The sequence below is a fragment of the Amycolatopsis sp. lyj-346 genome, from assembly GCF_046548975.1.
GTDB lineage: Bacteria > Actinomycetota > Actinomycetes > Mycobacteriales > Pseudonocardiaceae > Amycolatopsis.
This window is the reverse complement of the sequence record NZ_JAJPWT010000012.1, coordinates 268,765-292,286: the sequence shown is the minus strand read 5'-3', so window position 1 is coordinate 292,286 and position 23,522 is coordinate 268,765. Positions and strand designations below refer to the sequence as shown.

Sequence of the window (23,522 nt, the reverse complement as noted above, 5' to 3'; positions counted from 1 at the left end):
GTGGTTCTGAACAGGCCTTTGTGGGACACCCCCCGGCGTGCTAGAACACTTGTGCGCGTTGTCCCTGTGAGGAGCCGCCTTGCCCACCCTCGACCGCCCTGAGCCGCCGTACCTGCAGATCGCGGGCCGGATCCGTGACGACATCCTGTCCGGCCGGTTGCAGGAGGGCGACGCAGTGCCGTCCGCCCGCGAGATAGCGCGTACCTGGACCGTCGCCATGGCGACGGCCACCAAGGTGCTGGCCACGCTCCGCTCCCAGGGGCTCGTGCGGCCCGTCCGCGGCGTCGGCACGGTCGTCGACCGCGGCGGCCTGCACCGCACGGCCCGCGACCGCACTGCCGCCTCGGTGCGGACGGGCCGGATCTACCCGCCGGGCCACTACGCGGTGATCCGCTCGGCCGGCCTCGAGCCGGCTTCCGAACGTGCCGCGGCCGCACTCGGCCTGGCGGAGGGCGCCCCGGTGATCCGGCGGCGGCGCACCACCTACGGTCCCGACTCGGGGCCGCTGTCGACGTCGACCTCGTGGTTCGACGGCGCGCTGTCGGCGAAGGCGCCGGCGCTGCTGGTGGCGGAGCGGATCGTCGAAGGCACCGCGGCCCACGTGGCCGCCCGGCTCGGCACGAAGATCGCGACGACGCAGGAACGGCACGCGGCGGGTCGCGCCGCCGAGGAGGAGGCGGCCGAGCTGGGGCTGCCCGCCGGGTCGCCGGTGCTGCTCGGCCGGAGCACCTTCCTGGCGGCCGACGGGACGGTCCTCGAGTACGGTGAGTCCGCCGCCCTGCCCGACCACTGGGTTTTCTACGAGTACACGACTGAGGACGGCGAATGAAGCACATCCACGCGGGCAAGGTCCGTGACCTGTACGAGCTCGACGGCGGGGACATCCTGCTCGTCGCCTCCGACCGCGTCTCGGTCTACGACGTCTCGCTGCCGACGCCGATCCCGGACAAGGGCAAGCTGCTCAACCAGCTGTCGGCCTGGTGGTTCGACCGGATGGCCGGCGTCGTCCCGAACCACGTCGTGTCGACCACCGACGTGCCCGGGGAGTTCGCCGGACGCGCGATGCGCTGCAAGCCGCTGAAGATGGTCCAGGTCGAGTGCATCGCGCGCGGTTACCTGGCCGGCCTCGGCCTGCGCGAGTACCGGCGCGACGGCAAGATCTCCGGCGTCGCGCTGCCGCCGGGCCTGGTCGAGGGCGACAAGCTCCCGGAGCCGATCTTCACGCCGACGACGAAGATCTCCGACACCGGCCACGACGAGTTCATGACCTTCGACGAGGTGCTGAACGAGATCGGCGAAGACACCGCGAAGCGGCTTCGCGAGCTGACGCTGGAGATCTACACGAAGGGCGCCGAACACGCGGCCGCCCAGGGCGTCATCATCGCGGACACGAAGCTGGAGTTCGGCTTCGACGCCGACGGCACGCTGACCCTGGGCGACGAGGTCCTGACGTCGGACTCGTCGCGGTTCTGGCCGGCCGACGCGTGGGAGCCGGGCCGTCCGCAGCACGCGTTCGACAAGCAGTTCGTCCGCGACTGGTCGCGTTCGACGGGCTGGGACCAGACCCCGCCCGGACCGGAGATCCCCGCGGAGATCGTGGAGCAGACGCGGCAGCGCTACACCGAGGTCTACGAGCGGATCACGGGGAAGACCTGGGTCCGTGGGTGAATACGACCCGTACCGGCTGATCGACGACGTCGAAAGCCTGCTCGTCGCGCACGGCCTCAAACCCTCGCGCGTGCCCGGGCGCGGCGGCGACCGCCTGGCCGGGGCCGGCCGCCTCCTGCGCGGGTTCGGCCTGGAGCCCCGGATGGCCCCCGAGGACGCGTTCGACCTCGGGGTGCCGTTCCAGGGACGGATCAACCAGGACTGAGCCACTCAGGGACTAGGGGCTCTTGGTCAGGCTCGCGTCGCGCTCGACGACGTCGCCGAGGACCTCGTCGATGGCGGTCAGCAGGTCGGCGTCGAGCTTCTGGCCGGCGGCCTTGACGTTCTCGTGCACCTGCTCCGGCCGCGAAGCGCCGATGATCGCGGAGGCGACGTTCGGGTTCTGCAGCACCCACGCGACGGCCAGCTGAGCGAGGCTCAGACCGGCCTGCTCGGCGAGGGGCTCCAGCTCGGCGACACGCTTGAGGACGTCCTCGTCGAGGAAGCGGGCGACCATGTCGGCGCCGCCCTTTTCGTCGGTGGCGCGCGAGCCTTCCGGGTAGGCCTGGCCCGGCTTGTACTTGCCGGTGAGCACGCCCTGCGCGATCGGCGACCAGACGATCTGGCTCAGGCCTTCGCGCTCGGAAGCGGGGATGACCTGCTCTTCGATGACGCGCCAGAGCATGTTGTACTGCGGCTGGTTCGACACGAGCGGGATGTTGAGCTCGCGGGCGAGGGCGGCGCCGCGGGAGATCTGCTCGGCGGTCCATTCGGAGACGCCGACGTAGAGCACCTTGCCCTGGCGGACGAGGTCGGCGAAGGCGACCATCGTCTCTTCGAGCGGGGTGTGCCGGTCGAACCGGTGCGCCTGGTAGAGGTCGACGTAGTCGGTGCCGAGCCGCTTCAGGCTGGCGTGCGCCGACTCCATGACGTGCTTGCGGGACAGGCCCTTGTCGTTGGGCCCCTTGGGCCCGGTGGGCCAGAAGACCTTGGTGAAGATCTCCAGGCTTTCACGCCGCCGGCCCTTGAGGCCGCGCCCGAGCACGGACTCGGCGGCGGTGTTGGCGTAGACGTCGGCGGTGTCGAAGGTGGTGATGCCGACGTCGAGTGCGGCCTGGATGCAGGCGCGAGCCTGGTCCTCCTCGACCTGGGAACCGTGGGTGAGCCAGTTCCCGTACGAGATCTCACTGACGTTGAGGCCGCTGCGGCCGAGACGACGAAACTCCATGCCGCCGAGCTTAGGCGGTAATCGTTTGCTTTGCTAACGATCCTGGAGTGACTCCAGCCTCGCTTCCGGCGCCGCTCCGGCGGGCGGGCGCACCCGGTCGTGAACAGCAAGAAGCCGGGTGGAGGCTCGCTCCACCCGGCTTCTCGCAAACAGCTCGGTTCGTGAACCGCTCAGTTCGGGATCGGGTCCCCCGGCTTCAGGCGCGGTTTCGGCATCCGCAACCGCCGGATCTGGGACGCCCGGACGAACGCGTACCAGCCGATCGACCGGCCGTTCACCGGCTCCTTCGGGAACTTCTCCCGGACCAGCCGCGCGATCTTCCGGCCGTTCACGAAGCCCTCGATCGCCATCACCAGCAGCATCGCCGTGCACAGCAGGGTGATGTACGACTGCACCTGGGGCAGCGGCACCAGCAGCGCCAGGAACACCACGATGGCCAGCGGCATGAACAGGCCGAGCAGGTTGCGCCGGCTGTCGACCAGGTCGCGGACGTACCGCTTGACCGGCCCGCGGTCGCGCGGGAGCAGGGCCTTGTCGTCGCCGCGCATCATCGCGTCGCGGCGGGCCTTCGCCGCCGCGCGGCGCTCTTCCTTGTTCTGGGGGTTCGCCTTGCGCAGCTCCTTGTTGCGCTTCATCGCCTCACGCATCGTCGTGGGCGGCGGCGCCACGGGGCCGCGGCGCTTCGCCTCCGCCTCGCGGCGCTTGGGCGTAGCCTTGCCCTTACCGGGCGTGTACGCCTTGCCGGCGACGTCGACGGCTTCGGCCGCCTCCGGCTCTTCGGCGGCGGTGTCTGTGGTGCTTCGGCGCAGGAACCTCACCTCACCAGGGTATTGCAGGCGTCACGCCGCCGGTAACCAGGGCGATCCATGTGCGACCATGGTGGGGGAACAGATCGGACGCTTCCGGTGTTGAGCACGTCAGCACGAGGAGTATCCGCAGCGAGTTCGACTTTGATGAGGGAGTGCCATGACGACCGCTGAGCACGCCGGCGCGACGCAGGCCGAGACCGCCGAGGAGACCCACGGCGTCACGTTGACCGACGCCGCGGCTTCCAAGGCGAAGGCCCTGCTCGAGCAGGAGGGCCGCGACGACATGCACCTGCGCATCGCCGTCCAGCCCGGTGGCTGTGCGGGCCTGCGTTACCAGTTGTTCTTCGACGAGCGCACGCTCGACGGCGACCTGTTCCGCGACTTCGACGGCCTCAAGGTCGCCGTCGACCGGATGAGCGCCCCGTACGTGTCGGAAGCCGTCATCGACTTCGTGGACACGATCGAGAAGCAGGGCTTCACGATCGACAACCCGAACGCGACCGGCTCCTGCGCCTGCGGCGACTCGTTCCACTGAGGCAACGTTCCACTGAGGCAACACAGCACGGAAGAAGGCCCCGTCTCCCGGGAGGGAGGCGGGGCCTTCTTCGTTGCTGCGGATCTCAGACGTAGGCGTCGAGTTCGGCCACCTGGGCGTGGCACGCCTCGTCGACCTGCCACGGTTCGGCCGTGACGGGGGACATCGGGAGGCTTTCGGCCTGGAGCGTCGCCGGGATGAAAGCGCAGTCGGCGATCAGCTCGGACAGGGTCTCGGGTTCGGTGACGGCGTTCACGATTCGTAACGCTATTGATCCGCTCTCGACTGGAGAAGGAGTACCAGCCGGTAGTGTCGGCTGGGCACGCGCGAACTACCCGGATGGGTCATGACCCGGTGGTAACTTCGCGCTTTTTGCCGTGAGGTCGAAACGAAGGAGCAGCCGGTGGCAGACAGGGCCAGGATCGCGGTGTCCGGCAGTATCGCGACCGACCACCTCATGCATTTCCCGGGCAGGTTCGCCGAACAGCTGGTGGCCGAGCAGCTGCACCGGGTCTCGCTGAGCTTCCTCGCCGACGACCTGGTGGTCCGGCGCGGCGGCATCGGCGCGAACATCGCCTTCGGTCTCGGGGTGCTCGGCGTCCAGCCGGTCCTCGTGGGCGCGGTCGGCGCCGACTTCGCCGACTACCGCTCCTGGCTGGAGCGGCACGGGGTGGACACCTCGGGCGTGCACGTGTCCGAGGTCGCGCACACCGCGCGGTTCGTCTGCACCACGGACGAGGACCTCTGCCAGATCGCGACGTTCTACGCCGGCGCGATGGCCGAGTCCCGCAACATCGAGCTGCAGCCGATCGCCGAGCGCGCCGGCGCGCTGGCCCTGGTGCTGATCAGCCCGGACGACCCCGAGGGCATGATCCGCCACGCCGCGGAGTGCCGTCAGCGCGGGTACGCCTTCGCCGTCGACCCGTCGCAGCAGCTGGCCCGGATGACCGGTGAGCAGGCGCGCGAGTTCGTCGCCGGCGCGAAGTACCTGTTCAGCAACGACTACGAGTGGGAACTGCTGCTCCAGAAGACCGGCTGGACCGAGGCGGACGTCCTCGACCAGGTCGGCCTGCGGATCACGACGCTGGGGGAGAAGGGCGTCGAGATCGTCGGCAAGGACGGCGTCGCCCTGCAGATCGGCGCGGTCCCCGAGCGGCTGAAGGCCGACCCGACCGGCGTCGGCGACGGCTTCCGCGCGGGCTTCCTGGCCGGCCTCGACGGCGGTCTCGGCGTCGAGCGCGCCGCCCAGCTCGGCTCGCTCATCGCGGTGCTGGTCCTGGAGACGGTCGGCACGCAGGAGTGGACGTTCGACCGCGCGGAGGCACTGGCCCGCATCGGCGAGGCCTTCGGCCCGGACGCGGCGGAGGAGATCTCGGTGGTCCTGCCCGCCGCCTGACCCCGGCACGGAAAAGGCCCCGCACCGAGCCGGTGCCGGGGCCTTTTCCGTGCGAGCGTCAGAGCTTGACCGGGTACACCGGCTCCGGGATTTCGGGCTTGATCCGGTGCTCGACGAAGATGCCGTGCCACAGCATGAACACGATCAGCGCCCACAGCTGGCGGCTCCGGTCCAGCTGGCCGGCCTTGTGCTCCTCCAGCAGCGCCAGGATCGCCTTCTTGTCCAGCAGCTCCTCGGTCTTCGAGTCCGAGATGATCCCGCGGGCCCAGTCGTACATCTCGTTGCGCAGCCACAGCCGGATCGGGACCGGGAAGCCGAGCTTGCGGCGGTTGAGCACGTGCGCCGGGATGATCTTGGCCAGTGCCTGGCGCAGCGCGTACTTCGTCGTCCCGTGGGCGAGCTTCTGGTCCAGCGGGATCGACGCCGCGACCTTGAACACCTCGGCGTCGAGGAACGGCACCCGCAGCTCCAGCGAGTTCGCCATCGTCACCTTGTCGGCCTTGACCAGGATGTCGCCGCGCAGCCACGTGTAGAGGTCGACGTGCTGCATGCGGGCCACCGGGTCCCAGCCGCGCGAGACGTCGTACCAGGGCGCCGTGACGTCCTTGAAGCCCACGCCTTCCTGGTACGTGCGCAGGACGTTGCGCAGCTGGTCGTCGCGGAAGTTGCGGGCGTTGCCGTAGTAGCGGTCCTCCAGCGGCAGTGCGCCGCGGCGGAGCAGGTCCTTGCCGCGGGTGCCCTCGGGGATCTTCGTCGACACCTTGCCGATGAGCTTCCGCATGCCGCCGGGCATCTTCTCGAACGGCGCCAGCGAGATCGGCTCGTTGTAGATCGTGTAGCCGCCGAACAGCTCGTCGGCGCCTTCGCCGGACAGCACCGCCTTGACGTGCTTGCGGGCCTCGCGGGCGATGAACCACAGCGGGACGAGCGCCGGGTCGGCCACCGGGTCGTCGAGGTACCAGACGATGAGCGGCAGCGCCTCCATCATCTCGTCCGCCGACACCGTGCGGACCACGTGCTTGACGCCGATCGCGGCGGCCGATTCGGCGGCGACGTCGACCTCGGAGTAACCCTCGCGCTCGAACCCGGTGGTGAACGCGATCAGGTTCGGGTTGTGCTCCTTGGCCAGCGTCGCGGTGGCCGTGGAGTCGATGCCGCCCGAGAGGAACGCGCCGACGGTGACGTCCGGGTCGGAGATCATGTGCTTGCCGACCGAGTCGCGCATCACGTCGGCGATGCGCTGGTGCAGTTCCTCGGCCTCGGCCTGCGTGTTCACCGGCTTCGCGCTGAACTGCGGGTGGAAGTAGCGGGTGAACTGCACCTCGCCGCCGGGCACCACCTCGAACGAGGTGCCGGACTCGACGCGCCGGATCGCCGTGTGCAGCGACTCGGGCTCGGGCACGTACTGCAGCACCAGGTAGTGCTGCAGGGCCGTCCGGTCCAGCTCCTGCGCGACGCCGAGGACGTCCGACAGCTCCAGCAGGCTCTTCTTCTCGCTGGAGAACGCCACGCCGCCGGGGCCGGCCGAGTAGAACAGGGGCTTGATCCCGAACGGGTCGCGCGCGCCGAAGACCCGCTTCTCCTGCGAGTCCCAGATCATGAAGGCGAACATGCCGCGCAGGCGCTTCACCCAGTCCGCGCCGAGGTAGTGGAAGCCGGCGACGATGGCCTCGCCGTCACCCTCGGTCTCGAACTTCGCGCCGTGCTTCTCGGCGAGCTCCGCCCGCAGCTCCAGGTAGTTGTAGATCTCCCCGTTGAAGTTCACGGTGTAGCGGCCCGGCGCCTCGGGCGGGCCCCAGACCAGCGGCTGGTGCGCGTGCTCGACGTCGATGAAGGCGAGCCGGTTGAAGCCGTAGACGACCTCGGCGTCGGCCCAGGTGTCCTGCTCGTCGGGGCCGCGGTGGCGCTGGCAGCGCATGGCCGCGCCGACGGCGTCACGCGCGTTCGCCGCGCCGGTCTCGGTCGCGCAGATCAGTCCAAGCAGGCCGCACACGGGGACTCACACACCTTCAGGGTCTTCGCCGGGCTGGGGAAGGCCCCAGTATGCCGGGACCCACGTGGCGAGTAACACGGACGTCGATGGTTACCCCTTGGTCAGCAGGACGGGCCAACTCGGCTAGAGTCCGGCTGTCACAAAGATCGGTCGTAGGAGGCTCTGGGTGAAAGGGCGAGGCGCAGTGGGACAACCCGAGCGCACCCTGGGGAAGCGGACCGTGCGCGTCGCCGCGCTGGCGGTACTGGTCGCGCTGACCGCGACGGGCTGCTCCGGCGATGAGATCCTGCGGTTCGGCTGGCCCGTCGGTGTCACGCAGCAGGCCACCGAGATGCGGAACCTCTGGACCTGGACGGTGGTCGCGGCGCTGGTCGTCGGCGTCATCGTGTGGGCCCTGATCTTCTGGACCGCGACGTTCCACCGCAAGAAGAAGACGGTCGACGGCGAGCCGGAGGAGCTGCCCCGGCAGTTCCAGTACAACATCCCGCTCGAGCTGTTCACGGTCGTCGTCCCGACGATCATGGTCTGCGTCCTGTTCTTCTTCACCGCGACGACGGAGTCGAAGGTCCTGGACAAGATCCCGAACCCGGACGTCAAGGTCCAGGTCGTGGCCTTCCAGTGGAACTGGGAGTTCAAGTACGAGGACGCCAACGCGGCGAAGCCGGACGGCAGCGGCCAGGTCAGCACGGTCGGTTCGTCGGGCGAGATCCCGCTGCTGGTGCTCCCGGTCGGCAAGACCATCCAGTACGACCTGGTCTCCACCGATGTTATCCACTCGTTCTGGGTGCCGGAGTTCCACTTCAAGCGGGACGTCATGCCGAACCCGGAGAAGAACAACCAGGACAGCTCCTTCCAGAACAAGATCGACCGCGAAGGCTCCTTCGTCGGCCGGTGCGCGGAGCTGTGCGGCACCTACCACTCGGTGATGAACTTCGAGGTCCGCGCGCTGTCGGCGGACAAGTACGACCAGTACATCGAGTTGCGCAAGCAGGTGAACCCGGCCACGGGCCAGACGTTCACCGCGTCCGAAGCGCTGGCGAAGATGAACTGCGGCGAGCTGTGCACCCCGCACGCGGTGACCACCCAGCCGTTCAACACCGACCGCACGGCGCGGACCGCGTCCAACTGACGCGCAGTGACAACCGGGGCTCCGCCCCGGGCCGGGGGCTCCGCCACCCGGACCCCCCAAAGCGGATAAACAGGAGTAGGACAGACCCATGAAGGTCGAAGCCCGCATCTTCTTCATCGTGGCGATCTTCGCCGTGTTCATGGCGGCCGTGTACTGGGTGTGGACCGCGCTGGCCGCGACCCACGGTGCCGAGCCGGTCGGCATCGTCTCGCTGTTCCTGACCGGCGGCCTGGCGTTCCTCGCGGGCAGCTACCTGCAGTTCGTCGCCCGGCGCATCGAACCGCGCCCGGAAGACCGCGAGGACGCCGAGATCAGCGACGGCGCGGGCGAGCTGGGCTTCTTCAGCCCGGGCAGCTACTGGCCGATCGGCATGGCGGCCACCGCGGCGCTCGCTGCCGTGGCGCTGGCGTTCTTCCACGTCTGGCTGCTGGTCATCGCGCTGGTCGCGCTGCTCATCACGATCGGCGGGCTGGTGTTCGAGTACCACACGGGCCCGTCGCACGACTGAATCTCGGCAAACCGGCCGTCACGCTTTTGAGCGTGGCGGCCGGTTTCGTTTTTCAGCCGCGGAACGCCGTCCGGTAGGACGACGGGCTCGTTCCGCGCAGCCGGCTGAACTGGTGCCGCAGTGCGGCCGCCGACGCGTAACCGCACGCCGCCGCGATGTCCTCCACCGACAGACCGCCCTCCTCCAGCAGGGCCTGCGCGCGGTCCAGGCGCCGCTCGGTCAGCCAGCGGTGCGGGGTGGTGCCGGTCGCGGCCGAGAAGCGGCGGAGGAACGTGCGCTCGCCCAGGCCGCTGCGGCGGGCCAGCTCCGCCACCGTGAACGGCTGGTCCAGCCGCCGCTCGACCCACTCCAGTGCCTCCGCGACCACGGCGTCGTCACCCGCCGCCGTCGCCGGGACCGGCGCCTGCACGAACTGCGCTTGGCCGCCCGCGCGGTGCGGGGCCGCCACCATCCGCCGGGCCAGCGTCGTGGCCGCCGCGACGCCGCGCAGCCGGCGGACCAGGTGCAGGCACAGGTCGACCGCCGCGACCGTGCCCGCGCTGGTCAGGATGCCGCCGTCGTCGGCGTACAACGCCTGGGGATCCACCGAAGCGGCCGGGAACCGCTGCCGGAACTCCGCCTCGTACACCCAGTGGACCGTGCAGCGACGGCCGTCGAGCAGCCCCGCGTAGCCCAGTGAGAACACGCCCGCGCAGAACCCCGCCACCCACGCACCCCGCCCGGCCGCGTCACGCAGGACGTCCAGCACCGGTTCGGGCGGCGGCGCGGTTCGCGGCGCGCACGTCGGCACGATCAGCAGGTCGGCCGACGCCGCGAAGTCCATGTCCCGCAGGCGGGACAGCTCGAAGCCGGACCAGCTCCCGACCGGGGCCCCGCCCGGCGAGCAGACGGCGAAGTCCCAGCCCTCGATGCCGTCGGCGCTGCGGTCGGTGCCGAACACCTCGCACGCGACCCCCAGCTCGAACGGCGAAACGCGGTCGGCGAGCACCACGGCGACCCGGTTGACGTCCATGACGGCCAGTCTGTCACAAGTTTTGCGGCCATTGTCATCTCTGACACTGGTTGCCGGGCGCGCACCGGACGAACCTGGTCGGCATGACGAACTCGGAAACCCGACCGCTGCTGCAGTGGTCCGCGGCGATGGCGATGTCCGGCACGATCGGTGCCGTCGTGCTCGAGAGCGGCGCGGCCGCCCCCGCCGTGGCCTTCGCGCGCTGCTTCGTCGGCGGCGCGCTGCTCGTGCTCTGGTGCTTCTCGCGCGGCTGGCTGCCGTCCTGGCGGCCGTCCCGCCGCGACCTCGGCCTCGCCGTGCTGGGTGGCCTCTTCCTGGTCGGCAACTGGGTGCTGCTGTTCGCGTCGTACGCGCTGTCGTCGATCTCGGTCAGCACGGTCGTCTACCACACCCAGCCGCTGATCCTGGTCGGCCTGGCGGCGGCGTTCCTCGGCGAGAAGGTCGCCAAGAGCCACCTGGCCCGCGCCGGGATCGCGTTCGGCGGCGTGGCGTTGATCTCGCTGTCCGCGCACGGCGAGGACGGCAAGCCGGTGCAGCCGGCGGGCATCGCGCTGGCCCTCGGCGCGGCCGTGCTCTACGCGGGCGCGTCCTTCGTCGCGAAGCAGCTGAAGCACATCCGCCCGCACCTGCTGGCCGCCGTGCAGACGACGGTGGGCGCGCTCGTGCTGGCGCCGTTGCTGCTGATCACGCCGCTGCCGTCGACGCCTTCGGGCCTGCTCTGGCTGGTGCTGCTGGGCACCGTCCACACGGCCCTGATGTACGTGCTGATGTACGCCAGTATCGGCAAGCTGCCGACCACGACGGTGGCGCTGCTGTCCTACCTGTACCCGGTGGTGGCCGTGCTGGTCGACATCGTGTTCTACGGTCACCGCCCGAGCTGGCCGGAGGCCCTGGGCATGCTCGCGGTCCTGGCCGCCGCACTGGCCCCGCAACGCGGCCGCCGGCCCGCTGCTGCCGCCGGAACCGCGGGGCAGCAGCGGGAACGGGTCAGCTGAAGGCGATCCAGCGGTCCAGCAGCGTGGCCGCGGCGCCCGAATCGATGGCCTCGGCCGCCCGGGCCAGCCCGGCGCGCAGATCGTCCTCGAGGGACTCCGAGAAGCCCGTGAAGGCCGCCAGCGCCGCCGCCGCGTTGAGCAGGACGGCGTCGCGGACCGGGCCCGGCTTGCCGCCCACCAGCTCGCGGACCACCTCCGCGTTCGCGGCCGCGTCGCCGCCGCGCAGGTCTTCCGCCGCCGCGCGGGCGATGCCCACGGACGCCGGATCGAAGCTGCGCTCGGTGACCGTGCCGTCCGAGACCACCCACACGGTGGACGTCGTCGTGGTGGTGATCTCGTCGAGGCCGTCGTCGCCGCGGACCACCAGGGCGCGGGTGCCGCGGCGGGCGAACGTCTCCGCCAGCACCCGCGTCTTGTCGGCGTACGCGCAGCCGATCAGCGCGGCGCCCGGCTGGGCCGGGTTGGTCAGCGGGCCGAGCAGGTTGAACGTCGTCGGGATGCCGAGCTCGCTGCGGACCGGGCCGGCGTGCCGCAGCGCCGGGTGGAACGCCGAGGCCAGGAAGAACCCGATGCCGACCTCGGCGAGGCTGCGCTGGACGTCCTCCGGCGGCAGGCTGATCCGCACGCCGAGGGCTTCGAGGACGTCCGCCGCACCGGACTTCGACGACGCGCTGCGGTTGCCGTGCTTGGCCACCGGCGCGCCGGCCGCCGCCGTGACGATCGTCGCCATCGTCGAGATGTTCACCGAGTTGGAGCCGTCGCCGCCGGTGCCGACGATGTCGACGGCCGGGCGGTCCAGCTCGACCCGCCGGGCGTGCGCCAGCATCGTGGCCGCCATGCCGGCGATCTCCTCGGGCGTCTCGCCCTTGGCGCGCAGCGCCACCGCGAACCCGGCGATCCGGGCCGGGCTCGCGGCACCGCTCATGATCTGGTCCATCGCCCACGCCGTGTCCTCCGCGGCGAGGTCGGCGCCCGCGACGAGCTGCTTGAGCAGGGGTGGCCAGGTGCGGGGGACCGGGGTGGTCACCGGGCTCAGCCGTTCACGACGGGGACCCGTCGCGCGCGCAGCACGTCGGCGACGGTCTCCGCGGCGGTCAGCGGGTCCAGCGGGTGCACCAGCACGGCGTCCGCCTGCGACCAGGTGGCCAGCCACCGGTCGTCCCTGCGCCGGACGGCCACCACGATCGGCGGACATTCGGCGATTTCACTCTTGAGCTGGCGGCAGAGGCCGATGCCGCCGGTCGGCTGCGCCTCGCCGTCGAGGATCGCCAGGTCGACGTTGCCCGCGTCCACCTCGGACAGCACGTCGGCGATGCCGTCCGCCTCGACGTAGTCCACGCGCGCCAGGTCGGCGGCGGGCCGCCGGCCGACCGCGTTCACGATCGCCTCGCGCACCTCCGCCTTGTGGCTGAACACCAGGACCCGCATCGACTGCTCGGCCATTTGAGCACGCCTCCGTCTCGACACACCGCACGACTTCTCTCGATCGTATCGGCCGAGACCGACATCACGCGGGCGCCTCCGGCTGGAGTGCGTCCCAGCCGAGCGCATCGCCGCCGAGCCGCTGCGCCAGACCCGCCATCCGGGACCGTTCCTGGGCGCAGTGCAGCGCGTCGAGCACCTGGACGCGGACCGCGTGCACCCGCGCCAAGTCACCCGAAAGATCCTGTTTTCGCAGCTCATACCCGTCCTGGGCGAGGATCGACGCCGCCTCGGCGAGCCGGTCCGGCGGCAGCAGCAGGTGGTGCCGCAGGACGGCCGGTGCCGGGGCGGCCCAGGCGGGTGAACCGGCGAGCACCGCGGAGTCCGCGACGACCGGGTCGAAGGCCTCCGCGACGATCTTCAGCCCCGGCGTCTCAGCGGTCAGACCGGGCGTTTCCCGCTTCTTGACCAGGTCAAGCAGGCGGTCGAGTAAACCCATGAGTAGCTCTCACCTTCCCGGGCATCCGGTGTGATCGGTTACGCAGACGACCCGCCGTGGACCCACCCGGCGGAGCGGTGGTGCGAGAGGACATAATGCGACGCGTGACAACGGCAGCTCCCACCATCAGTCAGCGGGTCCACTCGCTGAACCGGCCGAACATGGTCAGTGTCGGCACCATCGTGTGGCTTTCCAGCGAGCTGATGTTCTTCGCCGGACTGTTCGCGATGTTCTTCACCGTCAAGGCGCAGAACTCGTCCGGCCAGTGGCCGCCGCCGCTGCACGGCGAGGACTTCCACCTCAACGTGACGTACGCGATCCCGTTCACGGTGATCCTCGTGCTGTCCTCGCTGACCTGCCAGTTCGGCGTGTTCGCCGCCGAGCGCGGCGACGTCTACGGGCTGCGCCGCTGGTACATCGTCACGTTGATCATGGGCGCGATCTTCGTCGGCGGCCAGGCCAACGAGTACGTCAATCTGGTCCACGAGGGGCTGACGATCCCGTCCGGCCCGTTCGGCACGGTCTTCTACCTCGCGACCGGGTTCCACGGCCTGCACGTCATCGGCGGGCTCGTCGCCTTCGTGTACCTGCTCATCCGCACGAAGTTGAGCAAGTTCACGCCCGCCCAGGCCACGTCGGCGATCGTCGTGTCCTACTACTGGCACTTCGTCGACATCGTGTGGGTCGGCCTCTTCGGTGTGATCTACCTCCTTCCGTAGGTCCACCCAGCCGCCACCACCTTCACCATCGGCCTGAACTGACAGCAAGGGTTGCCGCAAGATGACCACCAGCACCAAGTCCTCGGAGCGCCGCTACCGCGCGCGGTCGAAGCTGCGGAGGCGGTTCGCCGGCCTGCTCGCGCTCGGTATCGCGCTGGTGGGCGCCGGCGCCCTGTACGCCGTGTTCGCCCCCGAGCCGCAGACCGCACAGGCCCAGGGCACGCCGGCGCAGCTGCGCCTCGGCGAGCAGGTCTACAACAACACCTGCATCGCCTGCCACGGCGCGAACCTCGAGGGCGTGCAGGACCGCGGGCCGAGCCTGATCGGCATCGGCGACGCCGCGGTGTACTTCCAGACTTCTTCGGGCCGCATGCCGGCCGCGCGCCAGGAGGCCCAGGCCGCGCGGAAGCCGCCGAAGCTGACCGAGGCCGAGATCGACGCGGTCGGCGCCTACATCCAGGCGCACGGCGGCGGCGTCCAGCGCCCCGCCGAGAAGGGCGAGGCCCTGCGCGGCGACGACCCGGCCCGCGGTGGCGAGCTGTTCCGCCTCAACTGCGCGTCGTGCCACAACTTCACCGGCCGCGGCGGTGCGCTGTCGGCGGGCAAGTACGCGCCGAACCTGGACCCGGCCAACGAAGAGCAGATCTACACGGCCATGCTCACCGGCCCGCAGAACATGCCGAAGTTCTCCGACCGGCAGCTGTCGCCGGAGGAGAAGAAGGACATCGTCGCCTACGTGAAGTCGGTGTCGCACGGCAACAATGACCCGGGTGGTAGCGGCCTCGGCGGGGTCGGCCCCGCTTCGGAGGGCGTCATCGCCTTTATCGTCGGGATCGCCGCGCTGATCGGCGTGACGTTGTGGATTGGATCGAAGGCATGAGTGCCGAGGGGCCGAAGCCGCCGACGGAGGCGGAGCTGGCTGAGATGGACCGGGACCAGCTGGTCAAGCTGGGCGGGCAGCTCGACGGGGTCGAACTCGTCGAGTACCCGACCCCGTGGCCCGTGGAGGGCACCCGCGCGGAGAAGCGGGCCGAGCGCCTGGTCGCGTTCTGGTTCGGGCTGTCCGCGCTGGCCGGGATCGGGTTCGTCGTTTCGCTGATCTGGTGGCCGTGGAAGTACGAAGCGCCGGACAACGAGAGCGGCCACTTCTGGTACAGCCTCTACACCCCGATGCTCGGCATCACGCTCGGCCTGGCCATCCTCGGCCTGGGCATCGGCGTGATCCTGTACACGAAGAAGTTCGTGCCCGCCGAGGTCGCGGTCCAGGAGCGGCACGACGGCGAGGGCAACGGCTCGTCCGAGGTCGACCGCCAGACGATCCTGGCGCACCTCGCCGACGCCGGGACCCGCAGCACCATCGCCCGCCGGTCGCTGGTCAAGCGCTCGGCGATCGCCGGTGCGGGCGCGCTCGGCCTCGCGGCCGCGGCGCTGCCGGTCGCGTCCTTCATCAAGGACCCGTGGAAGGACACCGAGAACCGCGAGTCGCTGTGGCACACCGGCTGGCAGCCGAACTTCCCCGGCGAAAAGGTCTACCTGCGCCGCAACACCGGCAAGCCGGTCGAGGTGGAGCACGGCAAGGAAACCGAGATCTCGCTGGTCAAGGCCGAGGACCTCGACGCGGGCGCGATGGAGACGGTGTTCCCGTTCCGCGAGTCCGAACGGAACAACGCGGAGGCGCTGGCCGCCGCGCTGATGCGCGTCGACAACCCGGTCATGCTGATCCGCCTGCGCCCGACCGACGCCGCCAAGGTCGTCAAGCGGGCCGGCCAGGAAGACTTCAACTTCGGCGACTACTACGCGTACACGAAGATCTGCAGCCACGTCGGGTGCCCGACCTCCCTGTACGAGCAGCGGACCAACCGCATCCTGTGCCCGTGCCACCAGTCGCAGTTCGACGCCCTCCACTACGCGAAGCCGATTTTCGGCCCGGCGACCCGTCCGCTGGCCCAGCTACCGATCACGGTGGACGAAGAGGGATACTTGATCGCGCGAGGCGACTTCATCGAGGCCATCGGTCCGGCCTTTTGGGAGCGTAAGTCATGAGTTCACTCACCACGCCGACCAAGGGCTCGAGCGCTGTCGAGCGGCACGTGGGCGAAGCCGCGAACAACGCCGACCAGCGGTACCACCTGGCCAAGGGCCTGCGGCACCAGATGAACAAGGTGTTCCCGACCCACTGGTCGTTCCTGCTGGGCGAGATCGCGCTCTACAGCTTCATCATCCTGCTGCTCACCGGCGTGTACCTGACGCTGTTCTTCGACCCCTCCATGCAGGAGGTCGTCTACCACGGCAGCTTCAAGAACATGCAGGGCCTGGAGATGTCGCAGGCGTTCCGCACGACGCTGGACCTCTCGTTCGACGTCCGCGGCGGCCTGTTCATGCGGCAGCTGCACCACTGGGCCGCGCTGATCTTCGTCGCCTCGATGGCCGTGCACATGCTGCGCATCTTCTTCACCGGCGCGTTCCGGCGCCCGCGTGAGGCGAACTGGGTGATCGGCGGCCTGCTGCTGATCCTCGGCTGCTTCGAAGGCTTCTTCGGCTACTCGCTGCCGGACGACCTGCTCTCCGGTACCGGTATCCGCGCGACGCTGTCGGGCATCGTGCTCTCGGTGCCGGTGGCCGGCACCTGGATCCACTGGGCGCTGTTCGGCGGGGAGTTCCCCGGCGACGTCATCATCCCGCGCCTGTACACGCTGCACATCCTGCTGCTGCCGGGCATCATGCTCGCGCTGGTCGGCGTGCACCTCGCGCTGGTCTGGTACCAGAAGCACACGCAGTTCCCGGGCGTGCGCCGCAAGGAGACCAACGTCGTCGGCGTGCGGATCATGCCGTACTTCGCGCTCAAGGGCGGGGCGTTCTTCACCCTGGTCATCGGCGTGCTGGCGTTGATGTCGGGCCTGTTCCAGATCAACCCGGTGTGGAACTTCGGCCCGTACAACCCGGCGCAGGTCTCGGCGGGCTCCCAGCCCGACTGGTACATGGCCTGGGCCGACGGCATGCTCCGGATCTGGCCGGCGTGGGAGGTCTACCTCGGGAACTACACGATCCCGGCGGTGTTCTTCCCCGGCGCGATCGGGATGCCGATCCTGTTCGGCCTGCTGCTGGGCTACCCGTTCATCGAGCGGAAGCTGTCCAAGGACACCGCGCACCACAACCTGCTCCAGCGGCCCCGGGACGCCCCGGTCCGCACGGCGCTGGGCGCGATGGCGCTGGGCTTCTTCATGGTCATCGAGCTGTCCGGCTTCAACGACATCATCGCCGACAGCTTCGACATCTCCCTGAACGCGACGACGTGGGCGGGCCGCATCGGCGTGCTGATCGTGCCGCCGCTGGCCTACTACTTCACCTACCGCATCTGCCTGGGCCTGCAGCGGGCCGACCGCGAGGTGCTGGAACACGGCGTCGAGACGGGCATCATCAAGCGGCTGCCGCACGGTGAGTTCATCGAGATCCACCAGCCGCTCGGCGGCGTGGACAGCCACGGTCACGCGCTCCCGCTCGAGTACCAGGGCGCGTCGGTGCCGAAGAAGATGAACAAGCTGGGCTCGGCCGGTCAGGCCGTCCCGGGCACGTTCTGGTCGCCGGATCCGGCCGAGGAGACCGCGGCGCTGCAGCGGGCCAACGGCCACGGCAACGGCCACTCCGCCGCCGAGCCCGGCCAGCACGGCGAGTTCGACTCCGCCGAGGCGGCGTCGGCCGCGAAGCAGACGGACCACTAGTTCCACCCACGACGAAGGCCACCTCCGCCCGGAGGTGGCCTTCGTCGTTTCCAGCTCTTGTCTCGGCCCTTCCGGGGGAGCCGGGCGATGGCGGGCCCCCAGCGCCCCAATGTGGCCTTCGGTGCGTTGGACGCACCCAATGTGGCCTTCGGTGCGTTGAGCGCACCCAAGGCCACATTGGGGCGCTAGTCCTCCACGCCGATCGAGAAGGCCGATTCGGTGTCCGTGCTGCTGTAGGACCGGAACGCGATGTGCGTGACGGTGTTCAGCACGCCCGGCACCTTCCCGATCCGGCCGGGGATCAGGTCGGCCAGCTCCTCGTGCGTGGACACCTGCACCCTGGCGATGAGGTCGACGTCCCCGGCGCACGAGTAGACCTCGCCGACGCCGTCGATGTCGGCGATCGCCTGCGCCGCGTCCGGGATCGCGTCCGCCTCTGCCTGGATCAACACGATCGCGGTGATCACCTGGGTCCTCCAAGACTCGTCTGCGGGTTCCGCCCGCGATCCTAGTGAGCCCTACGCCGCGGTGTGGGCCAGCCAGTGCCCGGCCAATGCTTCGTCACCGGTGACGGTGACGCGGTCCGCGGGCAGGCGCCGGGTCAGCACGAGCAGGAGGTCTTCCACGGGACCGGCCAGTGTCACGTCCGCGGGGCCGGTGGTGCGGGTCCACCGGGCCCCGCCGCCGGTGCGGGTGATCAGCCAGCCCGGGCCGTCCTCCGGGGTCAGCTGCAGGGTCTGGCCGGTGCCGCGCAGCTCGGCGAAGTCCGGTTTGAGGCTCGCCGTGACCGGGTCGCACAGCAGTTCCAGCCACTCGCTGACGGCGTCGGCCGCGAGGTCCGGCCCCACGGTGAACTTCCCGCCGGTGGCCAGGGCCGCGTCGGCGTGGTGGACGGTGGTGTCGTGGAGCATCCGCCGCAGCCAGAACCGGGCCGGTTGCGGGCCGAAGAACGTCCACACCGGAGTGTCACCGGCGGCCTTGACGGCGTCTTCGAGGTCCGTGGCGCCCTCGCGGAGCCAGCCGGACCAGTCCTCGGGGGACCCGGGGTCGGCGTCGAACGGGTCGGGGACCGGCGACGGCCCGGACCGGACGATGCTCGCGGCCCAGCGGTGGGCCTGGCCGATGTGGCCGGTCAGCACCCGCAGCGGCCACTCCGGGCAGGTGGGCACCCGGGCGTCCGGGTCGGCGCCCTCGACCGCACTGGCGAAGCCGGCGGTGTGCTCGTGGAGTCCTTCGGCCAATCTGGTGTCGTCCATGGCCGTACCGTAGGAATTCCACCCGGCTGGAGGTTCGACGGAAAGTGACCGGAGACACATTCGGGATCGGTGAGCTGGCGCGCCGGACCGGCGTGCCCGTCCGCACGATCCGGTTCTACTGCGACGAGGGTGTACTGGAGCCGGTACGCAGCGCCGGCGGGCATCGGCGCTTCGACGGCGCGGCGATCGAGCGGCTCACCCTGGTGCGCCGGCTGCGCGGGCTCGGGCTGGGCCTGCGCCCGATCACCGACGTCCTCGCCGGCCGGTGTTCCCTGGACGACGCCGTGGCCACCGAGCGGACGGCCCTCGACCGCGAGCTGGCGACGTTGAACTGGCGGCGTTCGGTGCTCCGCGCGGTCGCGGAGGCGGCGCCCGCCGACCGCGCGGCGCGGCTGGAGCTGCTGGCCGCGGTCCAGGACGGCTGGTCGGCGCACGAGGCGCTGGTCCGCCTGTGGCACCCGATGACGACGGGCCCGATACCCCCGGACACGGCTCGCATGTTCCTGGACATCAGCGCCCCGCAGCCCCCGGACCACCCGACGACGGCCCAGGTGGTGGCGTACGCGGAGCTGGTCCTGCTCGCGGCCGACACCCGGCTGGCGACCGACCTGAAGGCGAGCACGCTGGCCGGCCACGAGCGCATCGCGGACCTGGGTGCCCTGCACGCGGAGGTGGGCGAGGCATGCGTCCTGGCGGGGACGCGAATGGCAGCGGGAGCACGGCCGGCCCCGGGCCCGGAGCTGGACCGTTTCGTGGCAGCCCACGCAACCGCACTGGGCGCGGCGGACAGCCCCTCGTTCCGCCGGGCGCTGAACCACCGGACGGCCCCGGACCGCAACCCGCGCCTGCGCCGCTACTGGCGTTTGACGGGGGAGATCACGGGGGAAGCGGCACCGATGGGGCTGGCCCACACATGGCTGCTGGACGCCCTGAACACCACAGCCGCCTGACCGCCCACTCACCTCCCGCACCCCGCGTACCCGAGCGGTCGGCCCGCGTACCTACACGGTCGGCCCGCGTACCTACACGGTCGGCCCGCGTACCCACACGGTCGGCCCGCGTACCCGAGCGGTCGGCCACGAGCCGCCCCTCCCGCTACTTGGGCCGACCCTCCAGGCAAGCGAGCCGACCCTCTGGGTACGCGGGCCGACCTTCTCGCTGCGCGGACCGGCTCTCCGGGTGCATCGGCCGACCCCTTGGTACACGTGGGCCGACCTTCTGAGTACGCGGACCGACCCTCTGGGTGCGTGGGCCGACTCTCCGGGTACGCGAGCCGACCCTCTGGGTGCGCGAGCCGACTCTCCGGGTACGCGGGCCGACCTTTTGGGTGCGTGGGGTGACCTTCTCGCTGTGCGGGCCGGGTGCGGTCGGCGGTGGTGGCGAGCGGGTGGGACGCGGTCAGTGGACGTGTTCCAGCGAGTGCGCGTTCGCGACCAGGTCCAGCCAGCCTCGCCAGCCCGCCACCGCCGCCGGTTCCGCCCAGGGGCGGGTGGTGCGGACCAGGCGGACGCCCGGACGGGCCAGCCAGCGCAGCAGCACCCCGACCTCCTCCGGGGGCGCTCCGTGCAGCGGCCCCGGCTCCGGGAGCACCGTCTCCGCCGATGCCACCAGTGCCTCCACCACCGGCATCGGCGGCACCCCGCGCCGCGCTACGCCCGCCGACGCCAGGCGGCCGTAGCGGATCACCGACAGCTCCCAGCCGCCCTCGCCGTCCGGGGCTGCCGCGATCAGCTCGCCGATCGAGGCCAGGGAGGCCTGCCTGTGTGCCCGGCCCAGCGCGCGGATCAGCCCCGCCAGCTCGTCGCGGTGGCGGGCCGCCTGCTCGTAGTGCCGTCCCGCCGCCAGGCGCTCCACGTGCTCGGCCGCCGTGTGCAGCGGGCGGCCGTCGCGCCCCGCGATCAGGCCCGAGACCGACTCGACCGCCGGGCTGTACGCCGCCACGCTCTGCCGTCCCGTGCACGGTGCCCCGCAGCGCCCCAGTTCCGCCAGCACGCACGGGGTCCCGTTCGCCGAACGCGGCGAGATCCGCTGGGTGCACGTCCGCAGGCCGGACGCGCCGGCCAGGGTGTCCGCCGTCGTGCGTGCGTCCGCCTGGTTGCGGAACGGGCCCAGCACCCCCGGCCGTGGCAGGCGGACCACCGACAGCCGCGGGAACGCCTCGTCCGTCAGGCCGATCCACCAGCCCTGGTGCCGGTTCTTCGACCGCCGGTTGTACGCGGGCCGGTGCGCCGCGATCAGCCGCAGCTCGCGCACCTCGGCCTCCAGCGCGTGCGCGCACACCACGTGGTCGACGCGCTCGGCCAGCGCGACCATCTCCCGGATCCGGCTGCGGTTCTCCGAACCCGTGAAGTACGTCCGCACCCGCCGCCGCAGGTCCTTCGCCGTGCCGACGTACAGGACCTCGTCCTTCGGCCCCTTGAACAGGTAGACGCCCGGCGCCGCGGGCAGGTCCGCCGCCAGGTGCCGTTTCGCCCGCTGGGCGACGGTCACCTCCGGCAGGTACCCCATCAGCTCCTCGAGCGAGTGCACGCCCAGGTTCCCGACCCGCTCCAGCAGGCCGTGCAGGACGTCCACCGTCGCCCGCGCGTCGTCCAGCGCGCGGTGCGTCGGCCGCGTCCGCGCCCCGAACAGCAACGCCAGCGCCGTCAGGTTGTACCGCCCGACCTCGTCGCGCGGCACCACCCGCCGCGCCAGCCGGACCGTGCACACGACCGTCAGCTTCGGCCACACGTACCCGTGCCCCTCGCACGCCGCCCGCATGTGCGAGGTGTCGAAGCCGGAGTTGTGCGCCACCAGCACCGCGCCCCCGACGAACTCCAGGAACGCCGGCAGCACCTCCTCGATCGGCGGCGCGTCGTAGACCATGGCCTGCGTGATCCCGGTCAGTGAGACGATCTGCGGCGGGATCGGCGAGCCCGGGTTCACCAGCGTCGCGAACTCGCCGAGCACCTCGCCCCCGCGCACTTTCACCGCCCCGATCTCGGTGATCCCGGACGGCCCCGGCGGCGCCCCGGTCGTTTCGAGGTCGAACACGACGAAAGTGGTGTCCCGCAAGGGGGTTCCGAGCTCGTCGAAGGCGAGCTGAGCCTGGACCGAACGCATGGGCGGGACTCTAGGGGCGACCCCCGACAGTTTTTGACGGCAGTGATCGGCGCAGTGATCGGCGCGGGTGGTTCCGCCGGCGGGGCGCGGTCCGTGTGGCGCGCGGGGCGGGATGCGGGGGCGGGGCCTACCCTGGACCAATGCACCCGCAGCCGCTCGTGCCGGAGCCGCCCGGGGACCCCGTCGGTCCCTCGGGTGTCGCGTCGCGCCCCGAGCAGGCCGAGGAGCTCGCCGACCAGGCCGGACACCCCGAACCCGCCACCTGGCCGGCGCTGCCCGAGCCGGTGCGCGACCGGATCGCCGAGCTCGCCGCGGCCGCCGTCGCCAAGCTGTCTGCCACCGACGTGCCCCGCCAGCTGCGGCCCGTCGCCAAGTTCGCCCCGGCCAAGCGCGCCAAGCTCGGCGGCGCCGCCCTGCTCGCGGCCCTCGGCGACTCGTCGCAGTTCCGGACCGCCGTCATCGAGTGGCTGCGCGAGCACCGCACCGACGCGCTCGACCCCAACGCCACCGACTCCGTCGCCGCCGCGGCCGCCGCGGTCCTGCTCGGAGAGTCGGGCGCCGTCGGGCGCGTCCGGCTGGTCGCCAGGAACGCGGAGGAAAACGCCCTGCGCGCCGAGCGCGACGCCGCGCTCGCCCGCACCCAGCGGCTCGAAGCCGAGCTCGCCCAGGTCCGCGCCGAACTCGCCGAGGCGAAGCAAGCCGCCGAGAACGCCCGGGGCGAGCGCGAGGGCGAAGTCGAGAAGCTCCTGAAGCGCCTTCGCGAACAAGGCGTCCAGCTGCGCCAGGCCCGTGACGCGGCCGTGGCGGCGTCCGCCGAGGCCGAACGCGGTTCCGCCGCCCACCACGACGAGCTCGCCGCCCTGGCCACCCAGCTCGAGCGCGAACGCCAGCGCGTCGCCGGGGAACGCGCCCGGGCCGAACGCGCGGCCGCCGACGCCGAGATCGCCCGCCAGTCCGCGCGCGAGGCCCGGCAGGCCGACGAGGTGCGGCTGGCCCTGCTCATCGACACCATCGACGGCGCCGTCACCGGCCTCCGCCGCGAGCTCGCCCTCGGCGCGCGGGGCGCCCGCCCGGCGGACATGGTCCGCGGTGCCAGTTCCGGCACCGGCCAGGGCGGCAAGATCGCCGACGTGTCCACGCTGGACCGCTACCTGGCGCTGCCCAACGTGCACCTGATCGTCGACGGCTACAACGTCACCAAGACCGGCTACCCCGAGCTCGCCCTCGCCGACCAGCGCGACCGGCTGATCCACCAGCTGTCCGCGCTGGCCGCGCGCACGTCCGCCGAGGTCACCGTCGTGTTCGACGGTGCCGGCGTGCTCTCCGTGCCCGCCTCGGTGCCCCGCGGGGTGCGGGTGCTGTTCTCCGACCGCGGGGTGCTGGCCGACGACGTCATCCGCAACCTCGTCGCGGCCGAGCCCGCCGGGCGGCCCATGGTCGTCGCGACGTCCGACCGCGCGGTCGCGGACTCCGTGCGCGGCCGCGGCGCCCACCCGGCGCCGTCATCGGTGCTGGTCAGCCGCCTGTCAAGGGTCTGACCCCCAAAATTGTCG

The 23,522-nt window shown here is 71.2% G+C and carries 25 protein-coding genes; 14 read left to right on the top strand and 11 right to left on the bottom strand.

The features are described from left to right. Positions 1 to 79 precede the first annotated feature (79 nt). Genes ACLJQE_RS31350 through ACLJQE_RS31340 form a run of 3 tightly spaced genes read left to right on the top strand, consistent with a single transcriptional unit; the run spans position 80 to position 1,873 of the window. Positions 80 to 829, top strand: coding sequence for a GntR family transcriptional regulator (locus tag ACLJQE_RS31350; protein WP_410643117.1), 750 nt, complete (start codon positions 80 to 82; stop codon positions 827 to 829). Continuing rightward, entirely contained in the window at positions 826 to 1,668 is an 843-nt protein-coding gene (locus ACLJQE_RS31345) for a phosphoribosylaminoimidazolesuccinocarboxamide synthase (RefSeq protein WP_410643116.1), read from the top strand. The genes ACLJQE_RS31350 and ACLJQE_RS31345 overlap by 4 nt, the downstream gene beginning before the upstream one ends. Continuing rightward, on the top strand, positions 1,661 to 1,873 hold the full coding sequence (locus ACLJQE_RS31340) for a hypothetical protein (protein WP_410643115.1): 213 nt from the start codon (positions 1,661 to 1,663) through the stop codon (positions 1,871 to 1,873). Before ACLJQE_RS31345 ends, ACLJQE_RS31340 begins: the two co-directional genes overlap by 8 nt. Before the next feature lie 12 nt (positions 1,874 to 1,885). On the opposite strand, the gene ACLJQE_RS31335 is transcribed toward ACLJQE_RS31340, so the two are convergent. Beyond that, entirely contained in the window at positions 1,886 to 2,875 is a 990-nt protein-coding gene (locus ACLJQE_RS31335) for an aldo/keto reductase family protein (RefSeq protein WP_410643114.1), read from the bottom strand. 170 nt (positions 2,876 to 3,045) lie between these two features. Further along, positions 3,046 to 3,693, bottom strand: coding sequence for a DUF3043 domain-containing protein (locus tag ACLJQE_RS31330; protein WP_410643113.1), 648 nt, complete (start codon positions 3,691 to 3,693; stop codon positions 3,046 to 3,048). 148 nt (positions 3,694 to 3,841) lie between these two features. On the opposite strand from ACLJQE_RS31330, the gene ACLJQE_RS31325 reads away from it, so the two are divergent. After that, positions 3,842 to 4,219 (top strand): HesB/IscA family protein, encoded by a 378-nt coding sequence (locus ACLJQE_RS31325; protein WP_004562664.1) that lies wholly within the window; start codon positions 3,842 to 3,844, stop codon positions 4,217 to 4,219. An 85-nt stretch (positions 4,220 to 4,304) separates the two neighbouring features. On the opposite strand, the gene ACLJQE_RS31320 is transcribed toward ACLJQE_RS31325, so the two are convergent. Continuing rightward, positions 4,305 to 4,475: a hypothetical protein gene (locus tag ACLJQE_RS31320; protein WP_410643112.1), complete on the bottom strand. Its 171-nt coding sequence runs from the start codon at positions 4,473 to 4,475 to the stop codon at positions 4,305 to 4,307. A gap of 147 nt (positions 4,476 to 4,622) precedes the next feature. Between ACLJQE_RS31320 and ACLJQE_RS31315 the strand changes: the two genes are divergently transcribed. After that, positions 4,623 to 5,615, top strand: coding sequence for a carbohydrate kinase family protein (locus tag ACLJQE_RS31315; RefSeq protein ID WP_410643111.1), 993 nt, complete (start codon positions 4,623 to 4,625; stop codon positions 5,613 to 5,615). Between the two features lie 58 nt (positions 5,616 to 5,673). Here ACLJQE_RS31315 and asnB read toward each other — a convergent pair whose 3' ends face one another. Then, positions 5,674 to 7,608: an asparagine synthase (glutamine-hydrolyzing) gene (gene asnB, locus ACLJQE_RS31310; protein WP_410643110.1), complete on the bottom strand. Its 1,935-nt coding sequence runs from the start codon at positions 7,606 to 7,608 to the stop codon at positions 5,674 to 5,676. Positions 7,609 to 7,792: 184 nt separating this feature from the next. On the opposite strand from asnB, the gene coxB reads away from it, so the two are divergent. Together coxB and ACLJQE_RS31300 are read left to right on the top strand one after the other, a co-directional pair. After that, complete coding sequence (gene coxB, locus ACLJQE_RS31305) at positions 7,793 to 8,737, top strand: cytochrome c oxidase subunit II (RefSeq protein WP_410643109.1); 945 nt, start codon at positions 7,793 to 7,795, stop codon at positions 8,735 to 8,737. An 88-nt stretch (positions 8,738 to 8,825) separates the two neighbouring features. Continuing rightward, positions 8,826 to 9,245, top strand: coding sequence for a cytochrome c oxidase subunit 4 (locus ACLJQE_RS31300; protein ID WP_410643108.1), 420 nt, complete (start codon positions 8,826 to 8,828; stop codon positions 9,243 to 9,245). Between the two features lie 52 nt (positions 9,246 to 9,297). Here the strand turns inward: ACLJQE_RS31300 and ACLJQE_RS31295 are convergent, their stop codons facing one another. Then, positions 9,298 to 10,257, bottom strand: coding sequence for a GlxA family transcriptional regulator (locus ACLJQE_RS31295; protein WP_410643107.1), 960 nt, complete (start codon positions 10,255 to 10,257; stop codon positions 9,298 to 9,300). Between the two features lie 83 nt (positions 10,258 to 10,340). Between ACLJQE_RS31295 and ACLJQE_RS31290 the strand changes: the two genes are divergently transcribed. After that, positions 10,341 to 11,252, top strand: a complete 912-nt coding sequence (locus ACLJQE_RS31290) for a DMT family transporter (RefSeq protein ID WP_410643106.1) — start codon at positions 10,341 to 10,343, stop codon at positions 11,250 to 11,252. Here ACLJQE_RS31290 and trpD read toward each other — a convergent pair. From trpD to ACLJQE_RS31275, 3 genes are all read right to left on the bottom strand, one after another. Beyond that, a complete protein-coding gene (gene trpD, locus ACLJQE_RS31285; protein ID WP_410643105.1) occupies positions 11,245 to 12,279 on the bottom strand; it encodes an anthranilate phosphoribosyltransferase in 1,035 nt (344 codons plus the stop codon). The two genes, ACLJQE_RS31290 and trpD, sit on opposite strands and share 8 nt — an antisense overlap. Positions 12,280 to 12,284: 5 nt before the next feature. Then, positions 12,285 to 12,695 (bottom strand): hypothetical protein, encoded by a 411-nt coding sequence (locus tag ACLJQE_RS31280; RefSeq protein ID WP_410643104.1) that lies wholly within the window; start codon positions 12,693 to 12,695, stop codon positions 12,285 to 12,287. 64 nt (positions 12,696 to 12,759) lie between these two features. Further along, on the bottom strand, positions 12,760 to 13,173 hold the full coding sequence (locus ACLJQE_RS31275; protein ID WP_410643103.1) for a hypothetical protein: 414 nt from the start codon (positions 13,171 to 13,173) through the stop codon (positions 12,760 to 12,762). Between the two features lie 95 nt (positions 13,174 to 13,268). On the opposite strand from ACLJQE_RS31275, the gene ACLJQE_RS31270 reads away from it, so the two are divergent. The 4 genes from ACLJQE_RS31270 to ACLJQE_RS31255 all read left to right on the top strand — a co-directional run bounded on the left by ACLJQE_RS31270 (position 13,269) and on the right by ACLJQE_RS31255 (position 17,611). Next, a complete protein-coding gene (locus ACLJQE_RS31270) occupies positions 13,269 to 13,892 on the top strand; it encodes a heme-copper oxidase subunit III (protein ID WP_410643102.1) in 624 nt (207 codons plus the stop codon). A 61-nt stretch (positions 13,893 to 13,953) separates the two neighbouring features. Beyond that, a complete protein-coding gene (locus ACLJQE_RS31265; RefSeq protein ID WP_410643101.1) occupies positions 13,954 to 14,772 on the top strand; it encodes a c-type cytochrome in 819 nt (272 codons plus the stop codon). After that, positions 14,769 to 15,935 carry a ubiquinol-cytochrome c reductase iron-sulfur subunit gene (locus ACLJQE_RS31260; protein WP_410643100.1) on the top strand — a complete coding sequence of 389 codons (1,167 nt, stop codon included), beginning with the start codon at positions 14,769 to 14,771 and terminating at the stop codon, positions 15,933 to 15,935. Before ACLJQE_RS31265 ends, ACLJQE_RS31260 begins: the two co-directional genes overlap by 4 nt. After that, positions 15,932 to 17,611, top strand: coding sequence for a cytochrome b (locus ACLJQE_RS31255; protein ID WP_410643099.1), 1,680 nt, complete (start codon positions 15,932 to 15,934; stop codon positions 17,609 to 17,611). The genes ACLJQE_RS31260 and ACLJQE_RS31255 overlap by 4 nt, the downstream gene beginning before the upstream one ends. Positions 17,612 to 17,796: 185 nt before the next feature. On the opposite strand, the gene ACLJQE_RS31250 is transcribed toward ACLJQE_RS31255, so the two are convergent. Both ACLJQE_RS31250 and ACLJQE_RS31245 read right to left on the bottom strand, forming a co-directional pair. Further along, positions 17,797 to 18,078: an Lrp/AsnC family transcriptional regulator gene (locus ACLJQE_RS31250; RefSeq protein ID WP_410643098.1), complete on the bottom strand. Its 282-nt coding sequence runs from the start codon at positions 18,076 to 18,078 to the stop codon at positions 17,797 to 17,799. Positions 18,079 to 18,129: 51 nt separating this feature from the next. Further along, entirely contained in the window at positions 18,130 to 18,867 is a 738-nt protein-coding gene (locus ACLJQE_RS31245; protein ID WP_410643097.1) for a maleylpyruvate isomerase family mycothiol-dependent enzyme, read from the bottom strand. Between the two features lie 44 nt (positions 18,868 to 18,911). On the opposite strand from ACLJQE_RS31245, the gene ACLJQE_RS31240 reads away from it, so the two are divergent. Beyond that, positions 18,912 to 19,817, top strand: coding sequence for a MerR family transcriptional regulator (locus ACLJQE_RS31240; RefSeq protein ID WP_410643096.1), 906 nt, complete (start codon positions 18,912 to 18,914; stop codon positions 19,815 to 19,817). A 448-nt stretch (positions 19,818 to 20,265) separates the two neighbouring features. Here the strand turns inward: ACLJQE_RS31240 and ACLJQE_RS31235 are convergent, their stop codons facing one another. Then, entirely contained in the window at positions 20,266 to 21,969 is a 1,704-nt protein-coding gene (locus tag ACLJQE_RS31235) for a DEDD exonuclease domain-containing protein (protein WP_410643095.1), read from the bottom strand. 140 nt (positions 21,970 to 22,109) lie between these two features. Here ACLJQE_RS31235 and ACLJQE_RS31230 point away from each other — a divergent pair, with 140 nt between their 5' ends. Continuing rightward, a complete protein-coding gene (locus ACLJQE_RS31230; RefSeq protein WP_410643094.1) occupies positions 22,110 to 23,507 on the top strand; it encodes an NYN domain-containing protein in 1,398 nt (465 codons plus the stop codon). The last annotated feature ends 15 nt before the right edge of the window (positions 23,508 to 23,522 follow it).